Origin of the sequence: Paenibacillus sp. FSL R10-2771, assembly GCF_038000205.1 — a bacterium.
GTDB classification, from domain to species: Bacteria; Bacillota; Bacilli; order Paenibacillales; family Paenibacillaceae; genus Paenibacillus_AQ; species Paenibacillus_AQ phytohabitans.
In genome coordinates this window covers 6,251,589-6,269,620 of record NZ_JBBOBM010000001.1, presented here as the reverse complement: position 1 = coordinate 6,269,620, position 18,032 = coordinate 6,251,589, and the positions used below count along the sequence as shown (strand labels likewise).

Annotated in this window: 20 protein-coding genes; 16 read left to right on the top strand and 4 right to left on the bottom strand. The window is 54.2% G+C overall.

Annotated features, from left to right (window positions below; translation table 11 throughout):
* Positions 1 to 35: 35 nt before the first annotated feature.
* Both NSU14_RS27030 and NSU14_RS27025 read right to left on the bottom strand, forming a co-directional pair.
* Positions 36 to 1,439: a HAMP domain-containing sensor histidine kinase gene (locus NSU14_RS27030; protein WP_340947876.1), complete on the bottom strand. Its 1,404-nt coding sequence runs from the start codon at positions 1,437 to 1,439 to the stop codon at positions 36 to 38.
* Positions 1,436 to 2,116, bottom strand: a complete 681-nt coding sequence (locus NSU14_RS27025; protein WP_039305880.1) for a response regulator transcription factor — start codon at positions 2,114 to 2,116, stop codon at positions 1,436 to 1,438. Before NSU14_RS27025 ends, NSU14_RS27030 begins: the two co-directional genes overlap by 4 nt.
* A gap of 189 nt (positions 2,117 to 2,305) precedes the next feature.
* Between NSU14_RS27025 and NSU14_RS27020 the strand changes: the two genes are divergently transcribed.
* The 6 genes from NSU14_RS27020 (at position 2,306) to NSU14_RS26995 (ending at position 7,003) form a co-directional block, all read left to right on the top strand.
* The gene (locus NSU14_RS27020; RefSeq protein ID WP_042133828.1) at positions 2,306 to 3,022 is read left to right on the top strand and encodes a YceI family protein; all 717 of its coding nucleotides are present in this window, start codon (positions 2,306 to 2,308) and stop codon (positions 3,020 to 3,022) included.
* A gap of 669 nt (positions 3,023 to 3,691) precedes the next feature.
* Complete coding sequence (locus NSU14_RS27015) at positions 3,692 to 4,021, top strand: nucleoside triphosphate pyrophosphohydrolase (RefSeq protein ID WP_144026174.1); 330 nt, start codon at positions 3,692 to 3,694, stop codon at positions 4,019 to 4,021.
* A 105-nt stretch (positions 4,022 to 4,126) separates the two neighbouring features.
* Positions 4,127 to 5,125 carry a Gfo/Idh/MocA family protein gene (locus tag NSU14_RS27010; protein ID WP_042133831.1) on the top strand — a complete coding sequence of 333 codons (999 nt, stop codon included), beginning with the start codon at positions 4,127 to 4,129 and terminating at the stop codon, positions 5,123 to 5,125.
* Complete coding sequence (locus tag NSU14_RS27005) at positions 5,118 to 5,492, top strand: hypothetical protein (RefSeq protein ID WP_042133833.1); 375 nt, start codon at positions 5,118 to 5,120, stop codon at positions 5,490 to 5,492. The genes NSU14_RS27010 and NSU14_RS27005 overlap by 8 nt, the downstream gene beginning before the upstream one ends.
* Complete coding sequence (locus NSU14_RS27000) at positions 5,489 to 6,412, top strand: ADP-ribosylglycohydrolase family protein (protein WP_042133835.1); 924 nt, start codon at positions 5,489 to 5,491, stop codon at positions 6,410 to 6,412. Before NSU14_RS27005 ends, NSU14_RS27000 begins: the two co-directional genes overlap by 4 nt.
* Positions 6,413 to 6,496: 84 nt before the next feature.
* On the top strand, positions 6,497 to 7,003 hold the full coding sequence (locus tag NSU14_RS26995; RefSeq protein ID WP_144026173.1) for a hypothetical protein: 507 nt from the start codon (positions 6,497 to 6,499) through the stop codon (positions 7,001 to 7,003).
* Positions 7,004 to 7,554: 551 nt separating this feature from the next.
* Here NSU14_RS26995 and NSU14_RS26990 read toward each other — a convergent pair.
* Both NSU14_RS26990 and NSU14_RS26985 read right to left on the bottom strand, forming a co-directional pair.
* Complete coding sequence (locus tag NSU14_RS26990) at positions 7,555 to 8,256, bottom strand: class I SAM-dependent methyltransferase (RefSeq protein WP_340947873.1); 702 nt, start codon at positions 8,254 to 8,256, stop codon at positions 7,555 to 7,557.
* Between the two features lie 35 nt (positions 8,257 to 8,291).
* Complete coding sequence (locus tag NSU14_RS26985; protein ID WP_340947871.1) at positions 8,292 to 9,401, bottom strand: ATP-binding protein; 1,110 nt, start codon at positions 9,399 to 9,401, stop codon at positions 8,292 to 8,294.
* A gap of 285 nt (positions 9,402 to 9,686) precedes the next feature.
* Between NSU14_RS26985 and NSU14_RS26980 the strand changes: the two genes are divergently transcribed.
* The 10 genes from NSU14_RS26980 to NSU14_RS26935 all read left to right on the top strand — a co-directional run bounded on the left by NSU14_RS26980 (position 9,687) and on the right by NSU14_RS26935 (position 17,957).
* Entirely contained in the window at positions 9,687 to 10,061 is a 375-nt protein-coding gene (locus NSU14_RS26980) for a Na-translocating system protein MpsC family protein (RefSeq protein WP_179093602.1), read from the top strand.
* A 146-nt stretch (positions 10,062 to 10,207) separates the two neighbouring features.
* Positions 10,208 to 10,993 carry an ABC transporter ATP-binding protein gene (locus NSU14_RS26975; protein ID WP_042210734.1) on the top strand — a complete coding sequence of 262 codons (786 nt, stop codon included), beginning with the start codon at positions 10,208 to 10,210 and terminating at the stop codon, positions 10,991 to 10,993.
* Between the two features lie 111 nt (positions 10,994 to 11,104).
* Positions 11,105 to 11,914: an ABC transporter permease gene (locus NSU14_RS26970; protein ID WP_371916297.1), complete on the top strand. Its 810-nt coding sequence runs from the start codon at positions 11,105 to 11,107 to the stop codon at positions 11,912 to 11,914.
* 42 nt (positions 11,915 to 11,956) lie between these two features.
* Complete coding sequence (locus NSU14_RS26965) at positions 11,957 to 13,006, top strand: ABC transporter substrate-binding protein (RefSeq protein WP_076247444.1); 1,050 nt, start codon at positions 11,957 to 11,959, stop codon at positions 13,004 to 13,006.
* A 52-nt stretch (positions 13,007 to 13,058) separates the two neighbouring features.
* A complete protein-coding gene (locus tag NSU14_RS26960; RefSeq protein ID WP_042133847.1) occupies positions 13,059 to 13,697 on the top strand; it encodes a cysteine hydrolase family protein in 639 nt (212 codons plus the stop codon).
* Positions 13,694 to 15,136, top strand: a complete 1,443-nt coding sequence (locus tag NSU14_RS26955; RefSeq protein ID WP_076247447.1) for an MFS transporter — start codon at positions 13,694 to 13,696, stop codon at positions 15,134 to 15,136. Before NSU14_RS26960 ends, NSU14_RS26955 begins: the two co-directional genes overlap by 4 nt.
* Before the next feature lie 285 nt (positions 15,137 to 15,421).
* Positions 15,422 to 15,589, top strand: coding sequence for a hypothetical protein (locus NSU14_RS26950; protein WP_179093603.1), 168 nt, complete (start codon positions 15,422 to 15,424; stop codon positions 15,587 to 15,589).
* Positions 15,586 to 16,335 (top strand): WecB/TagA/CpsF family glycosyltransferase, encoded by a 750-nt coding sequence (locus NSU14_RS26945; protein ID WP_076247328.1) that lies wholly within the window; start codon positions 15,586 to 15,588, stop codon positions 16,333 to 16,335. The genes NSU14_RS26950 and NSU14_RS26945 overlap by 4 nt, the downstream gene beginning before the upstream one ends.
* Before the next feature lie 48 nt (positions 16,336 to 16,383).
* Positions 16,384 to 17,526 (top strand): 3-dehydroquinate synthase, encoded by a 1,143-nt coding sequence (gene aroB, locus NSU14_RS26940; RefSeq protein ID WP_340947867.1) that lies wholly within the window; start codon positions 16,384 to 16,386, stop codon positions 17,524 to 17,526.
* A gap of 98 nt (positions 17,527 to 17,624) precedes the next feature.
* Positions 17,625 to 17,957 (top strand): hypothetical protein, encoded by a 333-nt coding sequence (locus NSU14_RS26935; protein WP_039305831.1) that lies wholly within the window; start codon positions 17,625 to 17,627, stop codon positions 17,955 to 17,957.
* Positions 17,958 to 18,032 lie beyond the last annotated feature (75 nt).

The following is an 18,032-nucleotide window of genomic DNA, read 5'->3' as shown; positions in this document are numbered from 1 at the left end:
TAGCCTGCCGGAACTGTTACGGCCCTTAAGCCGGCTCAACCGGCAAGCGGCAGCCGCAGCACGAACGAGCAGCCCTGCTGCGGGGCGCTGCCCAGCTCAAGGCTGCCGCCCATGCCTTCGGCGAGCAGCCTGCTGAAGGTCAGGCCTAGCCCGAGTCCGCGCAGCACGCTCTGCTTGGCAGTGCTGCGGAAGAAGGCTTCGAAGATCAGCTCCCGGCTCTCCGGATGAATACCCGATCCGTTATCTGTCACCGTAATTTCGGCGCTGCCCTGAGGCGTGGCCGCAAGCTCCAGCGTTAATTGAAGCTTGCGGTCCTGTGCCTTCGCCTGCACGCTGTTGTTCAGCAGATTGACGATAATCTGCTGGATACGCAGCGGATCTCCCCGCAGAAACAGCCGGCTCTCCGGCAGATGAAGGATGGGCTCGCAGACATCCTCGCCTTGGGTCAGCTTCCATTGATAGAGGATTTCCTCCAGCAGCGGAGCGGCCTCCAGCCTATCATGACGGACGGCGACAATGCCCGCTGTCAGCGCGTTATAGTCGAGCAGATCCGCGACCATGCGCTGCAGCCGCTCGGCTTCGAGTAAGGCGATATCGAGGAATTCCCCGGCCTCATCTCCCTCGACCACACCCTCGCGGACCGCATGAAGCAGTCCTTTAATAGAGGTGACCGGGGTCTTCAGTTCATGGGACACTCCGGCCAGCATGACGGCCCGGGACTGCTCGAACTGCTGCAGCTTGCCCGCCATCTCCTGGAAGGATACCAGCAGTTCATGGATTTCCCGCTCCTTGGCTCCGGTCTCCAGCACGATGTTATACTGGCCGCCGCTGATCTGTGCAGCAGCGGCAGCGACCCGCTGAATCGGCTTGGCCAGCTTGATCGACAAGAGGTAGATCGTCAGCCAGCTTAAAATGATCAGGAAGACAATGATGATCGAGAAGAAGGTGATCTCTTCCTGCGGGATATGACGCAGGGAACGTTTGGACTGCAGGACGATTACCTGCCCGAGCGTTCCCTGATCTCCCTGGATCTGCGCAGCGGCGGCCTTGAATTCCGGGCTGCGGGAATCCGTCAGCGTATCATTCAGCTTATGCCGCATCTCTTCAGCCGTCAGAGGAGGCTGGGAATACAGCAGCTCGCCCGAAGGTCCGGTAATGATCACGCACATTTCCATGGTTACCTTGAAGAACCGCTTGCGGTCCTCGACCAGCTTGTCGAGGCCCTGGGTGATGGCGAGCTGTCCGTCCGTGCCGACGCTGCGGTCGGCAATCTCCTGGGCCAGCAGGCCGGTGGTCTGCATCCGGTTGTTCATCGCTTCCTGCTGAATCCACCAGAAGGTTACCAGCGCCGTCAGCAGCAGCCCGATACTGATAATCAGCAGGTAACGGACGGTCCAGTAGGAGAGGATCGAAGTGGGTTTCTTTGTTCTGTTATTCATGTTGTCCATAATTGATAACCTGTTCCTCTCAGGGTACGGATCTCTCCTTCGCTGTCCGGCCAGTGTGAGAGCGCCTGGCGCAGTCTTTTGATGGAGAGGTCAACGGCCCGGTCGCTTCCTTCGTAATCCATTTCCCATACATGCTCCAGCAGCTGGTCACGGGTGCAGATCTGATTCGGGCGTTCGGCCAGGAACAGCAGCACGGACATATCGCGCGGACTAAGGCTGACCTCAGCCCCGTTCAGGAACACACTGCGCGCAGAGTAATCAATGAACAGGCTGCCGAAATGGCGCTTGCGGCTGCCGTCCGACCACTGCGAGGGGCGGCGCAGCACCGCATTCACGCGGGCGACAACCTCCTCGGGGATGAACGGCTTAGACATATAGTCATCGGCACCGCCGTCCAGTCCCGCCAGCCGGTCATTGATGCCGTCCCTGGCCGTGAGCATAATGACAGGACAGCTGCTTTTCTCGCGGATCAGTCCGAGCAGCTCGAAGCCGTCCATGTTCGGCAGCATAATATCGAGCAGAATCAGCGAGGGAGGCGCCACCTCGAAGGCTTCCAGGGCACTCCGGCCGTCGGCGGCACGGGTGACGTGGAAGCCCGCTTTTCGCAGATAAGCACTGAGCACCCGGGCAATCGCCTCCTCATCCTCAACAATCAGAATGGATTTCATCTATTCAGCCTCCTTATCAGGCCCGGCGGGGAATGCTTCTCCCAGGGCTACGGCTATGTGTTAGTTAAAATTACGACAATTCTACCATACTGCGGGCCGGTGTGCTTTGACATCTTCCCGACATATTGCTTTGTTAGAATGGGAACCAAGCCTAATAGGGCATACAGAGAATTGGATGGAGGGAATAAGATGAAGAAGAAAACAATCGCCTTAATCGCAGCCGTAGTCGTTATCGCAGGAGCCATCACAGCATTCATGTTACTTAACAATAGCCTGGGCAATAATGTTGAGATCGAATCTGTTATTCCTGCGCAGAATCAGGGAACTGAAACCCAGGAGGCGGGAACTGCAAACGCGGCGGCAGCGACTGGTGCTGCAGTTACGGCAGAGCAGCTGAACGGTGCCTGGAGCATTGCGGATACGTCCAAAGTCTACTGGTCCGTGACAACTTCCAAAGAAACTGTTAACTTCGTAGACCCTTCCGTTACCGGAAACTGGAATGTGAACCTGGAGGATGCCAGCTCGATGACGGGCGAAGGAACCGTAGAGATGAGTGCGCTGGATTCCGGCAACGGCCAGCGGGACGAGCATGTCAAGGGAGCAGACTTCCTGGCAGTGACGGAGTTCCCGGAGTCCACATTTACCGTGAGTTCCTTCTCGGAGCTTCCGGCGGAATGGACGGAGGGCACAGCGGTGCCGGTTGAGCTCCAGGGTACGCTGACAGTCAAGGGGATAGAGAAGGATGTTACGTTTGACTCGCAGGCCGTATACAGCGGCGGACAGCTCATGCTGTCGGGCACAACCATGGTTACCTTTGAAGATTTCGGCATGAGCAATCCGCATTCGATTGTGCTGGATACCGAGAATAACCTTGAGGTCCGCCTGGAGCTTGTACTGAGCAAATAATATAGGATTAGATTGTTAATAAGAAGCTCTCCCCATCACTGCGGATTCGCGGCTGGCGGGGAGAGTTTTTGGTTCGGATATATATACAAACCTAACAGTGGCCGGAAGACAAACATTCTCTGCAGCACGGCTAATCCCCACAGTGGAATTTTCCCGGTTCAATCTATATAGTGCCTTTATCTTTATATGGAATGAACCGAACTTAGAAGCCGTTATTTCTTCCAAAGGCCTCTTTATGGAGCTCAAGCGGACTGAGAATCACTTATCTTGTTTTTTATGCCCGATACGGGGTGTGAACCGTCAATTAACGGATTCTGAGTCCGTTTGGCCAGCAAATACATCTGATTAACTGGAATAGAGGATTCTCAGTCCTTTTCACCGGCGGATGAGTTGATTTGTTAAACATTTGATGGTGTACTAAAGGGGGACCTCTATACCCGCTTGCGGGTTCAGAACAAACTATTCACCCTCCATTTCGAAGGCGGCACTGCCCGGCGGAACAAAGGGAAATTGGTGTGACTGCTGGTGATAATGCTTCACCTCTGAAGTATGAGCTGGCTTCAATGGATTATGTTTGATTCAATGGATTATGATTTGTAGTTGGATTCATCCGCAGATCGTACATAAAAATGTCTATAAATTCAATACATCCCGAAGGAGACAATGAAATTGGCTGATTATCCGAAACTGGTGCGTGACGGAATACCGGCGCTGATTGCGGCGAACGGGCAAACCTGCAGGACAAGAATCATGGACGAGGAGGAATATATACGGGAGCTGCGTGCGAAGCTGCATGAGGAGCTGGCAGAGTATCTACGGGAGGACAATGACGGACAGGCGCTCGAGGAGCTGGCGGATCTGCTGGAAGTCATCCGGGCTTTGGCGGTAACCCATGGCGGGGACAGCGGTATTCTGGAACAGATCCGTGCTGACAAAGCGGAGCGCCGCGGCGGGTTCAAGGACCGGATTCTGCTGCTGCAGGTAGAGAACAGGGGCTGATAGTATTAACCCGGCGGACGGCGGGAAGCAGGCAACATGTACACACCAGGCACATTTTGATAGAATCATAGGGACTAAGTTTCATTTAAGAGGAGGATTTAACTAATGACAGAAGATAACGCTTACACGATAAAATGGGGCATTCTCAGCACAGGCTGGATCGCCCATCAGTTCGCTACAGATTTGGCCCATGCCAGCAATGGTGTGGCTTATGCGGTTGGATCGCGCACTCAGGAAAGCGCAGATGAGTTTGCCCGAAATCACGGCATCCCTGTGGCATATGCCACCTACGAGGAATTGGTCAGCGATCCTGAAGTGGATGCGATTTATATTGGAACGCCGCATCCGTTCCACAAAGAGAATGCGCTGCTCGCATTGCGTGCCGGTAAAGCCGTGCTCTGTGAGAAGCCTTTTACCGTGAACAGTGCAGAGCTGGAAGAAATCGTGGCGTATGCCCGCCAGCAGAAGCTGTTCCTGATGGAGGCTATGTGGAGCCGCTATATTCCGGCCAATGCCAAGGTTAGAGAATGGCTCGCAGCAGAGCGTATCGGCGAAGTGCGGCTGGTCAAAGCGGATCTTGGTTTCCGCGCGGACTGGAATCCGGAGGGGCGTCTGCTGAACCCGGCCCTTGGCGGCGGAGCCCTGCTGGATGTCGGTATCTATCCCATCTCCTTCGCGTCGATGGTATTCGGACCTCACCCGGAAGCCGTCTCCAGCACCGTACATATCGGCGAGACTGGTGTGGACGAGCACTTCTCCCTGCTGCTGTCTTATGGGGATGGCAAGTCGGCTTCCCTGAACGGCGGGATTCGCCTGAAGCTGCATGAAGAAGCCTATGTCTATGGAACTGAAGGCTATATCGTGGTCAAAGGCACGCTGGTAAATCCGAAATCGGCTGAGCTGTATATCGGCGGGGAGCTGGTGGAGACCTTTGAGGATGACCGTGCTTCGATCGGGTATTCTTTTGAAGCTGAGGAAGTGGGACGTTGTCTTCAGGCAGGGCTGACGGAAAGCCCGGTGATGACGCTGGATGAGTCCGTTGCGATTCTTAAGCTGCTGGACGGTGTGCGTGAACAATGGGGGCTTAAGTATCCCGGTGAATAAACTGAACCTGACGCCATTATCCCGCAAGCTTCTGCTTCACACTGTAGTCTATCTTGTATTGTTTCTGGTGATCCCGTATTTTCAAAGCGGCGGTTCCGGGGTAATGGAGGATCTTGGCAGCTGGCTGCTGCTGCTGGTTCTGGTGAATCCCACAGCCGTGCTGATTCTTGCTGCGGATTCGGGACTTAAGCTGGGTTTCAACCTGCTGGTATGCCTGTTGCCGTTGCCGCTGTTCGTGTTATCCATCTACGTGTTGTTTGACGGAAGCGGTGCGTTGTTCTATGGCATCATGTACTCCGTAATCGCTCTAATCAGCAATAGTATAGCTGCAAGCGTAAGAAGGAGGAAAAAGGGGGAAACCAAATGACATTGAATGCTGACCGCTACCAGGGCTGCCTGCAGGGTCTGGCCGCTGGAGATGCGCTGGGAACGACCGCTGAGTTCAAAGCACCCGGAACCTTTGAGCCGCTTACGGATATTGTCGGCGGCGGGGTATTTGGTCTCCAGCCGGGACAGTGGACCGATGATACGTCAATGGCGCTCTGCCTTGCGGAGAGTCTGCTTACGAAGCAGGCATTTGATCCTGTGGATCAGATGCAGCGTTATGTGAAGTGGTACCGCGAAGGAGAGCTCAGCAGTACCGGCGAATGTTTCGATATCGGCAATGCGACACGCGCAGCGCTGCATCAATTCGAAGCCGGCGGCGAAGGGTTCAGCGGATCGGAGGATCCTCATTCTGCCGGGAACGGCTCCATTATGCGGCTTGCGCCGGTGGTCATGTACTACGCAGAGAATCCTGCAGAAGCTATCCGCTATGCGGCGCTCAGTTCAAGAACGACGCATGGCGCAGTTGAATGTCTGGATGCCTGCCGTCTGCTCGCGGCGTACATCCTTGCCGGACTGCACGGGTGGAGCAAGCAGGACATGCTGGCTCCGGAGGCTTACCGTGATTGGCTTAATGAAGACAGCCTGACGCCGCATATGCTGAATATTAAGTATGGCTCCTACCGGATCAAGGAGCCGCCTGATATCCAAGGCTCGGGATATGTAGTAGAGTCGCTGGAGGCGGCACTGTGGGCTTTTCACAAATCCTCTAGCTTTGCGGAGGGCGCACTGCTCGCTGTGAATCTGGGCAATGACGCCGATACCACAGGGGCGGTCTACGGCCAGATCGCCGGAGCGTATTACGGGCTGGATGGTATACCGGCAGAATGGCGGAGTAAGCTGGCCATGCGTGAGCTGATCAGTGACTACGCCGGCCGGTTGTTTACAGAACGGGTGGAATAGAAGGAAATAGGCTGCATGAGACAGGCTGAGCGCATCTATAACGGGCACTCAGCCTTTTTTAATTATGGAAAGGGGAGAATGGATATGGGCAAGGGTTGGCGGAAACTGCTGATATGGCTGCTGATTAACATCATCCTGGTAGTATTGACGGATGGGATGACATTCACATATAAAACCGGCGGAACGATATCCGGCAACGGCAATCCGGGAATTATCATGCTTGCGGCGGGATGGCTGTTTGGCATTATTCTTTTGTGCAGTGCGGGCATGGTGCTCTACCGATTATTCCGGATGAAATCCGTATTCAGCATACCAAGTCTGTTGATTGCCGTCTCAGCGCTTATTGTGCTGCCGCTCGCCATCTGGCTGGAAACCGGATATGTCGATGCGTTGAGAGTACATCTGAGAGGTTTCACCAGAGATGAGGATTCCGTCGTATTCCGCTTCGGCTGGATCAATCAATATACCAACAACCTGTTCTATAATGCTTATATTCTGGCTGGCGGGATCGCACTGGTTATCCTTGTAGCGTGGATTGCAGCACTGCTGCGGCGGAAAGCCGGTACACAGTCACGGAGAAATTCCGGTTAGTCGGAAGCGGAGAGCAGCGGCACTCCTACGTACGGCGATCCTTTCGGCGGGGGCTTAAGAGAAAGACAGGTAGAGATGAGCCGAATATATGCGAAAAACCGAGTACAATGTGCTAACGATAGGGTTGATGAGCCGAATGTATACGAAAAACCGAATACAATATGCCAATGATAGGGTTGATGAGCCGAATGTATGCGAAAAACCGAATACAATGTGCCAGCGATAGGGTAAATGAACCGAATGTATACGAAAAACCGAATACATTGTGCCGACGATAGGGTTGATGAGCGGAATGTATGCGAAAAACCGAATACATTGTGCCGACGATAGGGTTGATGAGCCGAATGTATGCGAAAAACCGAATACATTGTGCCGACGATAGAGTAAATGAGCCGAATGTACGAAAAACCGAGTACATTGTGCCGACGATAGAGTAAATGAGCCGAATGTATACGAAAAACCGAATTCATTGTGCCAGCGATAGGGTTGATGAGCAGTACACTTACGCCAAACCTGACATGGTGTGGATGTGGAAGAAGAGAAGTACGCCGTTAATTTTTTCTGAACAAGGCAGTCCACAGAAAAGCTTCACCAAACAGCGCATCCTTCTGATCCATCTGGCGCATGCGTCTGAACTCTATAAGCTCGAAACCGCTGAAGAAGCTCTTAAGCTTGTCTTCGGTGAATCCTAATCCACCCCGGAGGCTCCGCTGCCGGTACACCTCCCAATCAGTGATCTCCGCACCCATGGCGCCAGCCGCGAAGCAGACCAGTCCGAAATGCCCGCCAGGCTTGAGCGTGCTGTTCAACAATTCGAGAAAGGTAACTCTCCGGTGGGGGTAGATGTGATGGAAACATCCGCTGTCATAGATGAGGTCGTAGCTGCCTCGCTCCAGGCTCAGGTCAAAAATATTGCTGCGGGCGAAATTCACCTCCACCTGATGTTTGCGGGCGCGTTCCCTTCCCCAATCTACCGCTGCCTGAGAGATGTCAATGGCATCCACGGCGTAGCCCTGCCGAGCCAGATAAACCGCATTTCTGCCGCCCCCGCAGCCTAATTCGAGCACCCTGCCGGGTGTAATATGCCCGCCACTTACGTATTCAACCAAATTCTCATCCGGACTATCCTTGAAGAAAGGAATCCCTTTATTCCGGTCCCCGTAGAACTGATCCCACCATTGCCCTTCTTCCCGAAAAAGAGAGTCCAGCATCCTCAGCGTATCCTCATGACTATAGATCGTTTCAATTGACATATAGCAGCAGTTTCCTTTCATTTCATTTGCCCGGTTTAGTTGTTAACGAAGATGGAGAGCCCCGGATATGCCTTCATCAGCTCAGCACTGTGTTCATTCAGCCGTGCCTGTTCAAAGCCTGTGCCCAGAAATTCCTGATCCGGCTTAAAAGTCACACTTGTCCCCGTATCCTTCGCGATTCCAACCGTCATCAGTCCGGACTGCGGCACACCATGCCTATATTCCTGGCGGTACATTCTGCCGCCGCGCCGGATATCAACGGTAAGTCTGCCGGAGAGGGCGTTGACCACGGCAATGCTGATCCCCTGCTCTGCACCGGGGACCTTAAAAGCTCCGTCTCCATTAAATCTATGAATATCGGTCAGTATGGATTGAACAGCTGGCATATTGGAATTCGGCAGAGACGCTACCGGAATTCCCCGTCCATTGTCCATTACGGTGACACTCCCGTCATCGTGCAGGAATATCCCGATTTCGCTGCAATATCCGGCCGCATGCTCCATCACCGGATTCTCGATAACGGCCCACAGCAGGTGATGGACATCGAAATTTTGTGCAGGGCCCAAATAAATCCCCGCGTTATTTCTCGTTCTCATCGTGTCCATATAATCGCTTGTATCCTCCAGAGTACTAACCGAAGCGAGCAGCAGGAGGAAGGGGAGGAGGCGGTGGGAAGGGAAGGCATAACGGCCTCCGTTCTCCTGCACTAATAAATCTGCGCCAGTCAATGCTTTGAGATGATGATACAGCTGGCCGGTAGTGCCCATGCCCAGACGTTCCACCAGCTCCGTGCCCGTAAGCGGCTCCTGAATGACGGATTTCAGAATGTCCAGCCGTTGCCGGTTGCTTAATGCCGCCAGTACTTTGGCTGATTTCTCGTTGTTCACTTCGAGCAGCTGTTCCATCGGACGCTCATGGGGCTCCCAGCGGTAGCTTTGTCCGTTAAGACGGGCATGGCCGGAATAAAATACAGATCCGCGTCCCGCGCCGGGCAGCCCCGCTTCTGCGGCTGAATTCACAGATTCTGGCGGATCAGCATGGCCTGCCAAGCTTCTCCGCTCAGTGTTCCAATGCTGGACGGCCGCCTGAAGTTCGGCAACCTGCTGCTTCAGCGTATCCAGTTCGCTGTTTAAGTCACGGGTCATGAAGGAAGATCACCTGCTTTCGAAATTATGTAATTACGTAGTTACGTAATGATTGTAATTCATTAGCGTTATTTTGTAAATATTTAGGATGATATCTTTTTATGTGTAAACTAACATTACATATAATCCGAAATATTAATTAACATGTTAATTTATCTTACGTAAATTTATTGACAACTCTACCTTTTTATCTATAATGATGTATAAGCGGTGGACAATGATGCAGTTGTTGACGTACTTGTGACATAATGTAACATTATTAATAGCTATGAAGGTGTGATCGCAATGATCGCTTCCGCCGGACAATGGAAACAGGATATTTTAAGGATTTATAACGAAATCAACAAGAAGCTGTTTAACGCCGGCGTCAAGCAGCAGAAGGTCGACTTCGTGGGGAACAAGATTATTATTCTATCCATTAACAGCCGGGTGCCCGTACTGAAGGTGCTGGATGCCCATGATGCCACGGCTAGCCGCCAGATTAATCTGGTGCTGCATGAAGTATTCAAGTGTGAAATCAAGCAGGCATTTCTGGATGAATTTCAAGTGAATATCAAGGCCGTTCTTAAAGATTATGATGTGGAGACCGAGTATTCCGGTACGATCATAATTTTGGAGAAGGACCTCGAGCATTACCTGAACGTTACGTTGGAACTCTGATCTTCCGGAGAGCCGGCCTGCCGTCAGTTTTCGGACATTAGCCCTCTGGGGCTGTGTCTAAAACTGGCGGCTTTTTGTTTATCTGTTGTTTGTCCCGAGTTCATCCCGGCTGCCGATGCTATTAAACCTAATAAGGAGCTGATTCTATGAAAGCAAAGATTGAGATTGCCGGTGTAAGCAAGTGGTTCCGCCGTGACGGCCAGGAGATTATCGCCATGCAGGAGACGAATCTCTCTATAGAGCAAGGCAGATTTGTCAGTATAATCGGCCCCAGCGGCTGCGGCAAATCCACATTGTTCAATATCATAGCAGGACTGATTCCACCGTCTACCGGCCGCGTGCTTGCTGACGGTGAGGATATCGTTGGCAAGACCGGATATGTCGGATATATGCTGCAGAAGGACATGCTGCTCCCTTGGAGGACGATCCTGGATAACATTATTCTGGGCATGGAGATCCGCGGTGTGCCGCGTAAGGAAGCGGTAGCCCGGGCCCAGCCGCTGATGGACCGTTATGGACTGAAAGGCTTCGGCGGCCATTATCCGGCAGAATTGTCCGGAGGCATGCGCCAGCGGGCAGCGCTGCTCCGCACGCTGCTGTACGACCGGGATATTATTTTGCTGGACGAGCCCTTTGGCGCACTGGATGCCCAGACCCGGCTGACCATGCAGAACTGGCTGCTGGAGATCTGGGAGGATTTCCGCAAGACGGTGTTATTCGTCACCCACGATATTGATGAAGCCATCTACCTGTCTGATGACATCTATGTCTTCTCCGGGCGGCCGGGCAGAATCATCTCCAAGATTTCTGTGGATATGCCGCGCCCGAGACATAAGGAGGATACGGTATCTGCGTCATTTATGGAGCTCAAAGCCCATCTGCTGGACCTGCTGTCAGGCGGAGGCGAAGAGCCGGCAGCCCATATCTCGTAGAACTTACAAAACTTACAGAAGGAGAGAACAACCATGGAGAGTGTACAAAAGAAAGGGTATGTGATTCACAAGCTGGAGCCGGCCCCGATCCATTCGGTCAAGCCTGAGAAAATGCAGAAGGAACCCGTCATCGTGGATGAAGAGGGGGCAAGGCGCCGGACACAGCGGATTGTTGGAATCGGGCGGCTGACGGTCGGGTTGCTGATCGTACTCTGCTGGGAGCTGTTTACGCGGATCGGCTGGATGGATTCATACTATTGGAGCAGCCCGGTACGGATTCTCAGCACAACATGGATACAGATGACGCAGGGTACTCTGCTGGAGGATATCGCTTATACCTCCAGCTCGACGATTCTGGGCTTCATCGGCGGGACCCTGATCGGATCGCTGCTCGGTCTATCCTTCTGGTGGTCACGCAGATTCGCCGGCATCAGTGAACCGTTCCTGATCCTGCTCAATGCCATGCCCAAGCTGGCGCTTGCTCCTGTGCTGGTGATTCTGCTGGGCATCGGATTCTTCTCCAAGGTGGCGCTCGCTTTTGCCATGACGGTAGTCGTTGCCGCCTTGTCGGCGCACAGCGGCGTGCAGAGTGTGGACAAGGATATGGAGAAGCTGATGTATTCGCTGGGCGCGAAACGCCATCAGGTGTTTACCAAGGTGGTCATTCCCTGGGCGATGCCCTGGATGATCAGCAGTCTGCGGATTAATATTGCCCTCTCGCTGGCCGGTGCGATTGTCGGGGAATTCATTGCTTCCAGCCACGGGATTGGCCGCATGGTGATCTACGCCGGTACGATCCTTGATATCAATCTCGTCTGGGTGGGAGTTGTAGTCTTGTCCGTTCTGTCGATGGTGATGTATGCGGGAGTGGTCCTGCTGGAGAAATGGCTGTCCAAGGGATACGGGATGAAGAAGGCTTGAGACCTAAGCAATCCTATATAAGATAAAGGGGAGAACCTGATGATGAATGTAACCAAAGTGAAGCTGTCCGCCGTCCTGCTTGCCTCCGTAATGATCCTGCTCTCCGGATGCAGCAGCAAAGGGAATGCGGAAGTTGAAGCCGCCGCTGCCGGCAACGAAGCGGGAAAACTCAAGAAGCTGGTCATTGCCGAGCCGCTGCATTACACAGGTTATCTGCCGCTGTATGTAGCGCAACGCGAGGGATATTTTGAAGATGAAGGGCTTGAGGTTGAAATGCTTCAGGCTGCCGGCGGTACACATGTGACCTCGGTAGTCAGCGGGGATGCCTGGGGCGTCATCGGCGGACCGGAATCCAATGCACTGGCGAACATCGGCAACTCCGACCCGATCGTTTCAGTCAGCAATGTGGTTAACCGTGCGAATGTTTACCTGATGGCCAAGAAAGGGACAGCCCCTGCGGGCAGCTCTGATGAAGAATTGAAAGCCTTCCTGCAGGATAAGAAATTGAATGCCGGACGGCATGGCGGAACCCCGAACCTGCTGACCCAATATCTGCTTCTGGAGCTGGGGCTTGATCCGCAGAAGGATGTGCGGCTGCTCGAGCCGGCGGATGGTTCAACCGTGGTAGCAATGGTTCAGCAGGGTGCAGCGGATATTGCGAACGGCGCCGAGCCGCAGATCAGTGACGGGATCGCCAAGGGGGTATGGGAAGAACCTTTTTACAAGTTCCATGATATGGGCGACTATGCCTACTCTGTGCTGAGCGTGAAGAAGTCGACACTGGAGAAGGACCCGGAAACGGTGCAGAAGGCGGTTAACGCCGTTGTGAAAGCACTGAAAGCCATCCAGGAGGATAAAGCTCTGGCGATGAGCGTCCTGAAGGCTGAATTCCCTACACTATCCGATGAAGCGGCACAAGCTGCGCTTGACCGGGCGTATGCCGATCGGCTCTGGAGTCCGGATGGGATCATTTCGGAGGAGGCGCTGGATAAGGACATGAACGTGATGATTAAGACCGGAATCTACAAAGGCGAATACACCTACGAGGATTTGGTCGATATGCAGTTTGTGAACAAGACAGCAGTGAAATAAGCTAAGCTGAACACCGTACCATAGGCCTTCAAAAACTAAAGAGGTGAAGATGATGGAATTAACTGCCGATCTGATTATGCCTGATAAAACCGCACTTATTATAGTAGATGTGCAGAATGATTACTGCCATGAGGAAGGAGCACTCGCCACTGGCGGAAGTGATGTGTCAGCCGTACGGGAGATGATGCCGCAGCTGCATGGGCTGATCGCGGCAGCGAGAACACAGGGCGTGCCGGTGATCTATATCCAGACCTTCCATGAAAAGGCGACCGATTCGCCCGTTTGGACTTCCCGCTCTGGTCGCGGTTCGCTGGGAGTCTGCCGCAGAGGAAGCTGGGGGGCTGAATTCTATGAGGTGGCCCCGCTTCCTGAGGAGATTATTGTCAATAAACACCGGTATAGCGCTTTTATCAATACCCGCCTCGATTCTGTGCTGCGTTCGCAGCGGATCGAAACCCTGATTATGACAGGAGTGAGTACCAATGTGTGCGTGGAGTCGACGGCAAGGGACGGTTTCATGCTGGATTATCAGATTGTGATGGTTCAGGATGCCTGTGCCTCCTATTCCCGGGCCGCTCATGAGATGACGCTGGAGAACATGAAGGGCTACTTCGGCGTGGTGGCTTCAGCCGCAGATATTGAAGAAAGCTGGAAGATGTGGAATCAGCCCGCCCTGCAGCGGATATTATGAATTCACCGGTACGGTCTTCCGGGGAAGCCGTAAACCATTCGGCGGTCAAGGTGGTCATCTGCCTCGGGGCCTTTCTGTCCAATCTGTCTGCCGGTATGTTCAATATTTCGCTTATCGATATTGCGGCTGATCTGCGGTTTCCGGTGGCCTCTGCCCAGTGGATCGTCAGTATCTATCTGCTGGTTATCTCGGTGCTGCTGCCTGTAATGGGCCGGCTGGGAGACAGGTTCGGCCGCCGTAAGGTGCATAATCTGGGCCTGTTCGCTTTCGCGGCGGGGGCCCTGGGCTGTGCGCTTGCCCAGAACGAAGCCATGCTGCTTGGCTTCAGAGTCATGCAGGGAGCCGGGGCCTCCATGTATCAGGCGACCAATATGGCCCTCATTGTCTCTGTATTTCCGGCCGGGCAGCGGGGCAGGGCACTGGGGCTGATGAGCACCTTCGTCGCTGCCGGCTCCATGGCAGGTCCCGGTCTTGGCGGCTTCCTGATCCAGTGGTTCACCTGGGAGAGCAACTTCTGGCTGCTGGCCGTAGTGGCGGCGGGCGTAGGCGTGCTTGCGCACAGGCTGATTCCCCGGGATACGGAAACGGCCGGAGGCAGGCTGGATCTCGCCGGAGCCGCCTGGTTTGCTGCCTGTCTCTCCTCGCTGATGATCGCCTTCGATCTCGGCGGCCGCTCCTCATTCCTGTCTCTGCCCGTGCTGCTGCTGCTGGCGGCTTCAGCGGGGATGGCGGCGGCTTATACGGCACATGCCCGCTTCTCCCGCAGCAGGGATAAGAGGGGCACGCTTGGTGAATTCCCGCCAGCGGACAGCGGTGCCGGACTGTTCACTGACCGGAGCTTTGCCGCCGGCATCGCCATTACGGTTATCACATATATGGCGGCCTTCGCCGCACAGCTGGCTTTGCCCTCGCTACTGCGTTTATCGGGGGCCGAGCCAGCCTGGGTGGGACTGATCATGATTGGATATCCGCTGGCGCTGGTGGTGACCGCTCCTGTCAGCGGGAGCATCGCGGACCGCAAAGGGCCGCTCGGTATCCTTACGGCCGGACTGCTGCTGATGAGTGTCACGCTGCTGGCGCTGGGCTTCGGCTCACCTGTGCTGAGGACAAGTGCCATGGTGCTGCCGGTTATGCTGCTCGGCTGCGCAATGGGGATGATTACTTCACCTAACACAAGTATTGTTATGGGGCTGGCGGCGAAATCGCAGCTTGGCCGGGTCAGCAGCCTGCTTGCCTTGTCGCGCAACATTGGCATGATGTTCGGCACGGCGGCAGGCGGACTGATGATTGGCGGCAGAGGTAGTCCGAACGGGAGCTATCTGGCCGTATTCGTAGTCTGTGCAGCCGCCGTAGGCCTTTCTTCAGTCTGGCAGCTGTATTCTTTCCGTTACAACAGCAAGCGCAAAGGGGCTGAACAACTGCATATACCCTATAAATAAGAAGGAGCCTCTGCCCGCCGGGCAGAGGTTTTCGTGCTGAAACAAGAAGGAGGCCCCGCTTCTTTAAAATGATTTGTTCCATCGGCAAATGACCATGTCGGGAGCATCCGGAGCTTTGCGTCCGCGGATGCGGAGAAGCCATAACCGGCTAAAGTAATTTTCTGCATTGAAAAGAAATACCGATGTTGGTATGGTGGAAGTGCCCGTGTAAATATATGGTTATCTTTTGGAGATTCATAGCCTACTTTACATAAAAGTTAACAATGAACGGCATTGGCTTGGAGGATGGCGGATATTGAGGGCGTTCGGGTGGACTGCGGCTCGCTCAATCAGTGTCAGGCAACAGGCATACATAACAAGCTGGTTTATACCGGTTCAATGCATTCGGTTCTGGGAGAGCCGCGGGTGCAGTGGGCCATTCTGCAGGATTGGGAAGGACAGGTGAAAAGATGAAGGACAAGGTTTCCATTCTCGGAGTTCCATTCTCCAAGCTGACGCTTGAACAGACAACCTCGCTATTGGACAGCCACATCGGGGGCGGACAGGGAGGGCTATTTCACCTGATTACAGCGAACCCGGAGATTACATTGGCCAGTCAATCGGACGGGAGACTCCGCGAGATCATCTGCTCGGCGGATCTAATCGTGCCAGACGGGATCGGGATTGTAATGGCAGCACGAAGACAGGGAGATCCCATTCCGGAGCGGGTGACCGGCTACGATCTGCTGCTGAGCCTGCTTGCGAAGGGGAATGAGCGGGGCTGGAGTTTCTATTTCCTTGGGACGGATGAAGTGACCAGCGGACAAGCGGTGGAGAGAATCGCCCTGCGCTATCCGCAGGTGAAGATTGCCGGAAGGCATCACGGATTCTTTACGGCAGCCGAGGAGCCAGGAATTATCGCCGGTATTCAGCAGGCCAAGCCGGATATTCTCATTCTTGCGATGGGCGCTCCCTACTCGGACAAATGGCTGTATAAGCATAAGGAGGCGCTTAGCGGGATTAAGCTAGTGTTTGGCGTAGGCGGTAGTCTGGACGTAATCTCGGGCAAAGTGAAGCCGGCACCGGCCATCTGGAAAAAGCTAAATCTGGAGTGGGCCCACAGGCTCTTGTTCGCACCCGTTGCCAAAGGCCAGAAATCACGCTGGCGCAGACAATCCGCCCTGCCCAAATTCGTCTACCGGACGATGATCCGCAAATGAGGGAGACAATTCAATTGAAGAGTGTTGAACAGGAAAGGGGCAGAACCCATGTCTAAAAGCTTTGAAGTGGTACTCAAAAAAGTAGTCGATAACTCCTACAATATAGAGATTGGTGAGAATCTGTTCGGTTCCCTGATCCGCGATCTGCAGCAGGGACTTCTGCCGGATGTAAGCAAGTTCGCCATTATTACCGATTCTACGGTCGAGCCGCTGTATGGCCGTCCCTTACTGGAGCTGCTGCGGCAAAGCGGCTTCCAGGCGGATTTATTTTCTTTTCCGGCCGGAGAGAGCTCCAAAACCCGTGAAACCAAGGCGCTGCTGGAAGACCAGCTGTTAAGCCAGGCCTACGGGCGGGATTGCTGCATTATTGCCGTGGGCGGCGGATCCGTAACGGATCTGGCGGGATTTCTGGCCGGCACCTTTGGCCGCGGGGTCCCTGCCCTGAATTATGCAACCACTCTGCTGGCAGCGGCAGATGCCTCTGTCGGCGGCAAAACCGGCGTGAATACACCTGTCGCCACGAACCTGATCGGCGTGTTCCACCAGCCCCGCAAAGTGTACATAGACCTGGCAGCATGGCGCACCCTTCCGGCCCGTGAGTTCCGCAGCGGTCTGGCGGAGACGATCAAGCATGCCTGCCTGGCGGACGAGACATTCTTCCGTTACCTAGAGGAGAATATCGGCAGGGTCATCTCAGAACAGGGCGGGCTTATCCTGGATGCGGACGTATGCGGGCATATCGCGCTGACGAACTGCCGGATCAAATACGAAGTGGTGGAACAGGATGAGCATGAGAGCAATTTGCGGCAGATTCTGAATCTGGGTCATACGGCAGGCCGGGCGCTTGAGGCGCTCAGCGGCTACCAGCTGCTGCATGGCGAGGCCGTTGCGGTTGGGCTTGTCATTCAGGCCAGGCTGGGTGTGAAGTATGGATATATGACGGCTGAGCAGGCTGATCGTGTAGTCTCACTGCTGAAGAAGGCAGGCTTGCCGACGGAAATCCCGGATTCTATTGCTAACAGGGCGCTGGTGGACAAGATGTACACGGACAAAAAAGTGCGCAGCGGCCGCATCCGCTTCGTCTTCCAGGACGGCATCGGGGAGATGAAACGTTTCGCAGACGGCTCCTATTCGGTTCCGGTTGAAGAGGCGGATATTATGGAGCTGCTGGAGGAAATGCGCGGCAACTGATGCATATTAAAGAGTGCTGCACTTTATTTTAACCGATCGGGAAGCTGCCCCCTCCAATCTGGGTAAATGTAGATAAAGGGAACTTAGGAGGAATCGATATGGGCAACCCGCTGAAGGAATTCAAGAACAGCATCAACGGGCTGAAGCAGTCGCTGGACGGTGTGAAGCAATCGGTGGACGGGCTGAAGGCTCCGGTGGATGAGTTCAAAACGAATGTTCAGGAAACGCTGGACGAGGCGAAGTCGAGATCGGAAGGTGTGAAGTCAGAGCTCGGACGGATGAAGCAGGCTGTGAAGGAAACGCAGGCGGTGCTCACTGAGGTGAAGGATACCCTGACGGCATCGGCGGATGTGCTGTATACCCGCAAACGATATTTACGCTTATTCGGCCGCAAAAGAAAACTGCAAACCGCCAAGGCCGGGCGTGCTTAAGCCAGTCAGCAGTTAGAATTGGGAATTAGGGTTCCCCCAAAAAGAAGACGCAAGAGACAAACGGCAGAATCACCG

Coding starts and splice junctions, on each gene's coding strand:
- NSU14_RS27030 (WP_340947876.1), bottom strand. CDS start 1,439: ATGAATAACAGAACAAAGAAACCCACTTCGATCCTCTCCTACTGGACC.
- NSU14_RS27025 (WP_039305880.1), bottom strand. CDS start 2,116: ATGAAATCCATTCTGATTGTTGAGGATGAGGAGGCGATTGCCCGGGTG.
- NSU14_RS27020 (WP_042133828.1), top strand. CDS start 2,306: ATGAAGAAGAAAACAATCGCCTTAATCGCAGCCGTAGTCGTTATCGCA.
- NSU14_RS27010 (WP_042133831.1), top strand. CDS start 4,127: ATGACAGAAGATAACGCTTACACGATAAAATGGGGCATTCTCAGCACA.
- NSU14_RS27000 (WP_042133835.1), top strand. CDS start 5,489: ATGACATTGAATGCTGACCGCTACCAGGGCTGCCTGCAGGGTCTGGCC.
- NSU14_RS26995 (WP_144026173.1), top strand. CDS start 6,497: ATGGGCAAGGGTTGGCGGAAACTGCTGATATGGCTGCTGATTAACATC.
- NSU14_RS26990 (WP_340947873.1), bottom strand. CDS start 8,256: ATGTCAATTGAAACGATCTATAGTCATGAGGATACGCTGAGGATGCTG.
- NSU14_RS26985 (WP_340947871.1), bottom strand. CDS start 9,401: ATGACCCGTGACTTAAACAGCGAACTGGATACGCTGAAGCAGCAGGTT.
- NSU14_RS26980 (WP_179093602.1), top strand. CDS start 9,687: ATGATCGCTTCCGCCGGACAATGGAAACAGGATATTTTAAGGATTTAT.
- NSU14_RS26975 (WP_042210734.1), top strand. CDS start 10,208: ATGAAAGCAAAGATTGAGATTGCCGGTGTAAGCAAGTGGTTCCGCCGT.
- NSU14_RS26970 (WP_371916297.1), top strand. CDS start 11,105: ATGCAGAAGGAACCCGTCATCGTGGATGAAGAGGGGGCAAGGCGCCGG.
- NSU14_RS26965 (WP_076247444.1), top strand. CDS start 11,957: ATGAATGTAACCAAAGTGAAGCTGTCCGCCGTCCTGCTTGCCTCCGTA.
- NSU14_RS26960 (WP_042133847.1), top strand. CDS start 13,059: ATGGAATTAACTGCCGATCTGATTATGCCTGATAAAACCGCACTTATT.
- NSU14_RS26955 (WP_076247447.1), top strand. CDS start 13,694: ATGAATTCACCGGTACGGTCTTCCGGGGAAGCCGTAAACCATTCGGCG.
- NSU14_RS26950 (WP_179093603.1), top strand. CDS start 15,422: ATGGCGGATATTGAGGGCGTTCGGGTGGACTGCGGCTCGCTCAATCAG.
- NSU14_RS26945 (WP_076247328.1), top strand. CDS start 15,586: ATGAAGGACAAGGTTTCCATTCTCGGAGTTCCATTCTCCAAGCTGACG.
- aroB (WP_340947867.1), top strand. CDS start 16,384: ATGTCTAAAAGCTTTGAAGTGGTACTCAAAAAAGTAGTCGATAACTCC.
- NSU14_RS26935 (WP_039305831.1), top strand. CDS start 17,625: ATGGGCAACCCGCTGAAGGAATTCAAGAACAGCATCAACGGGCTGAAG.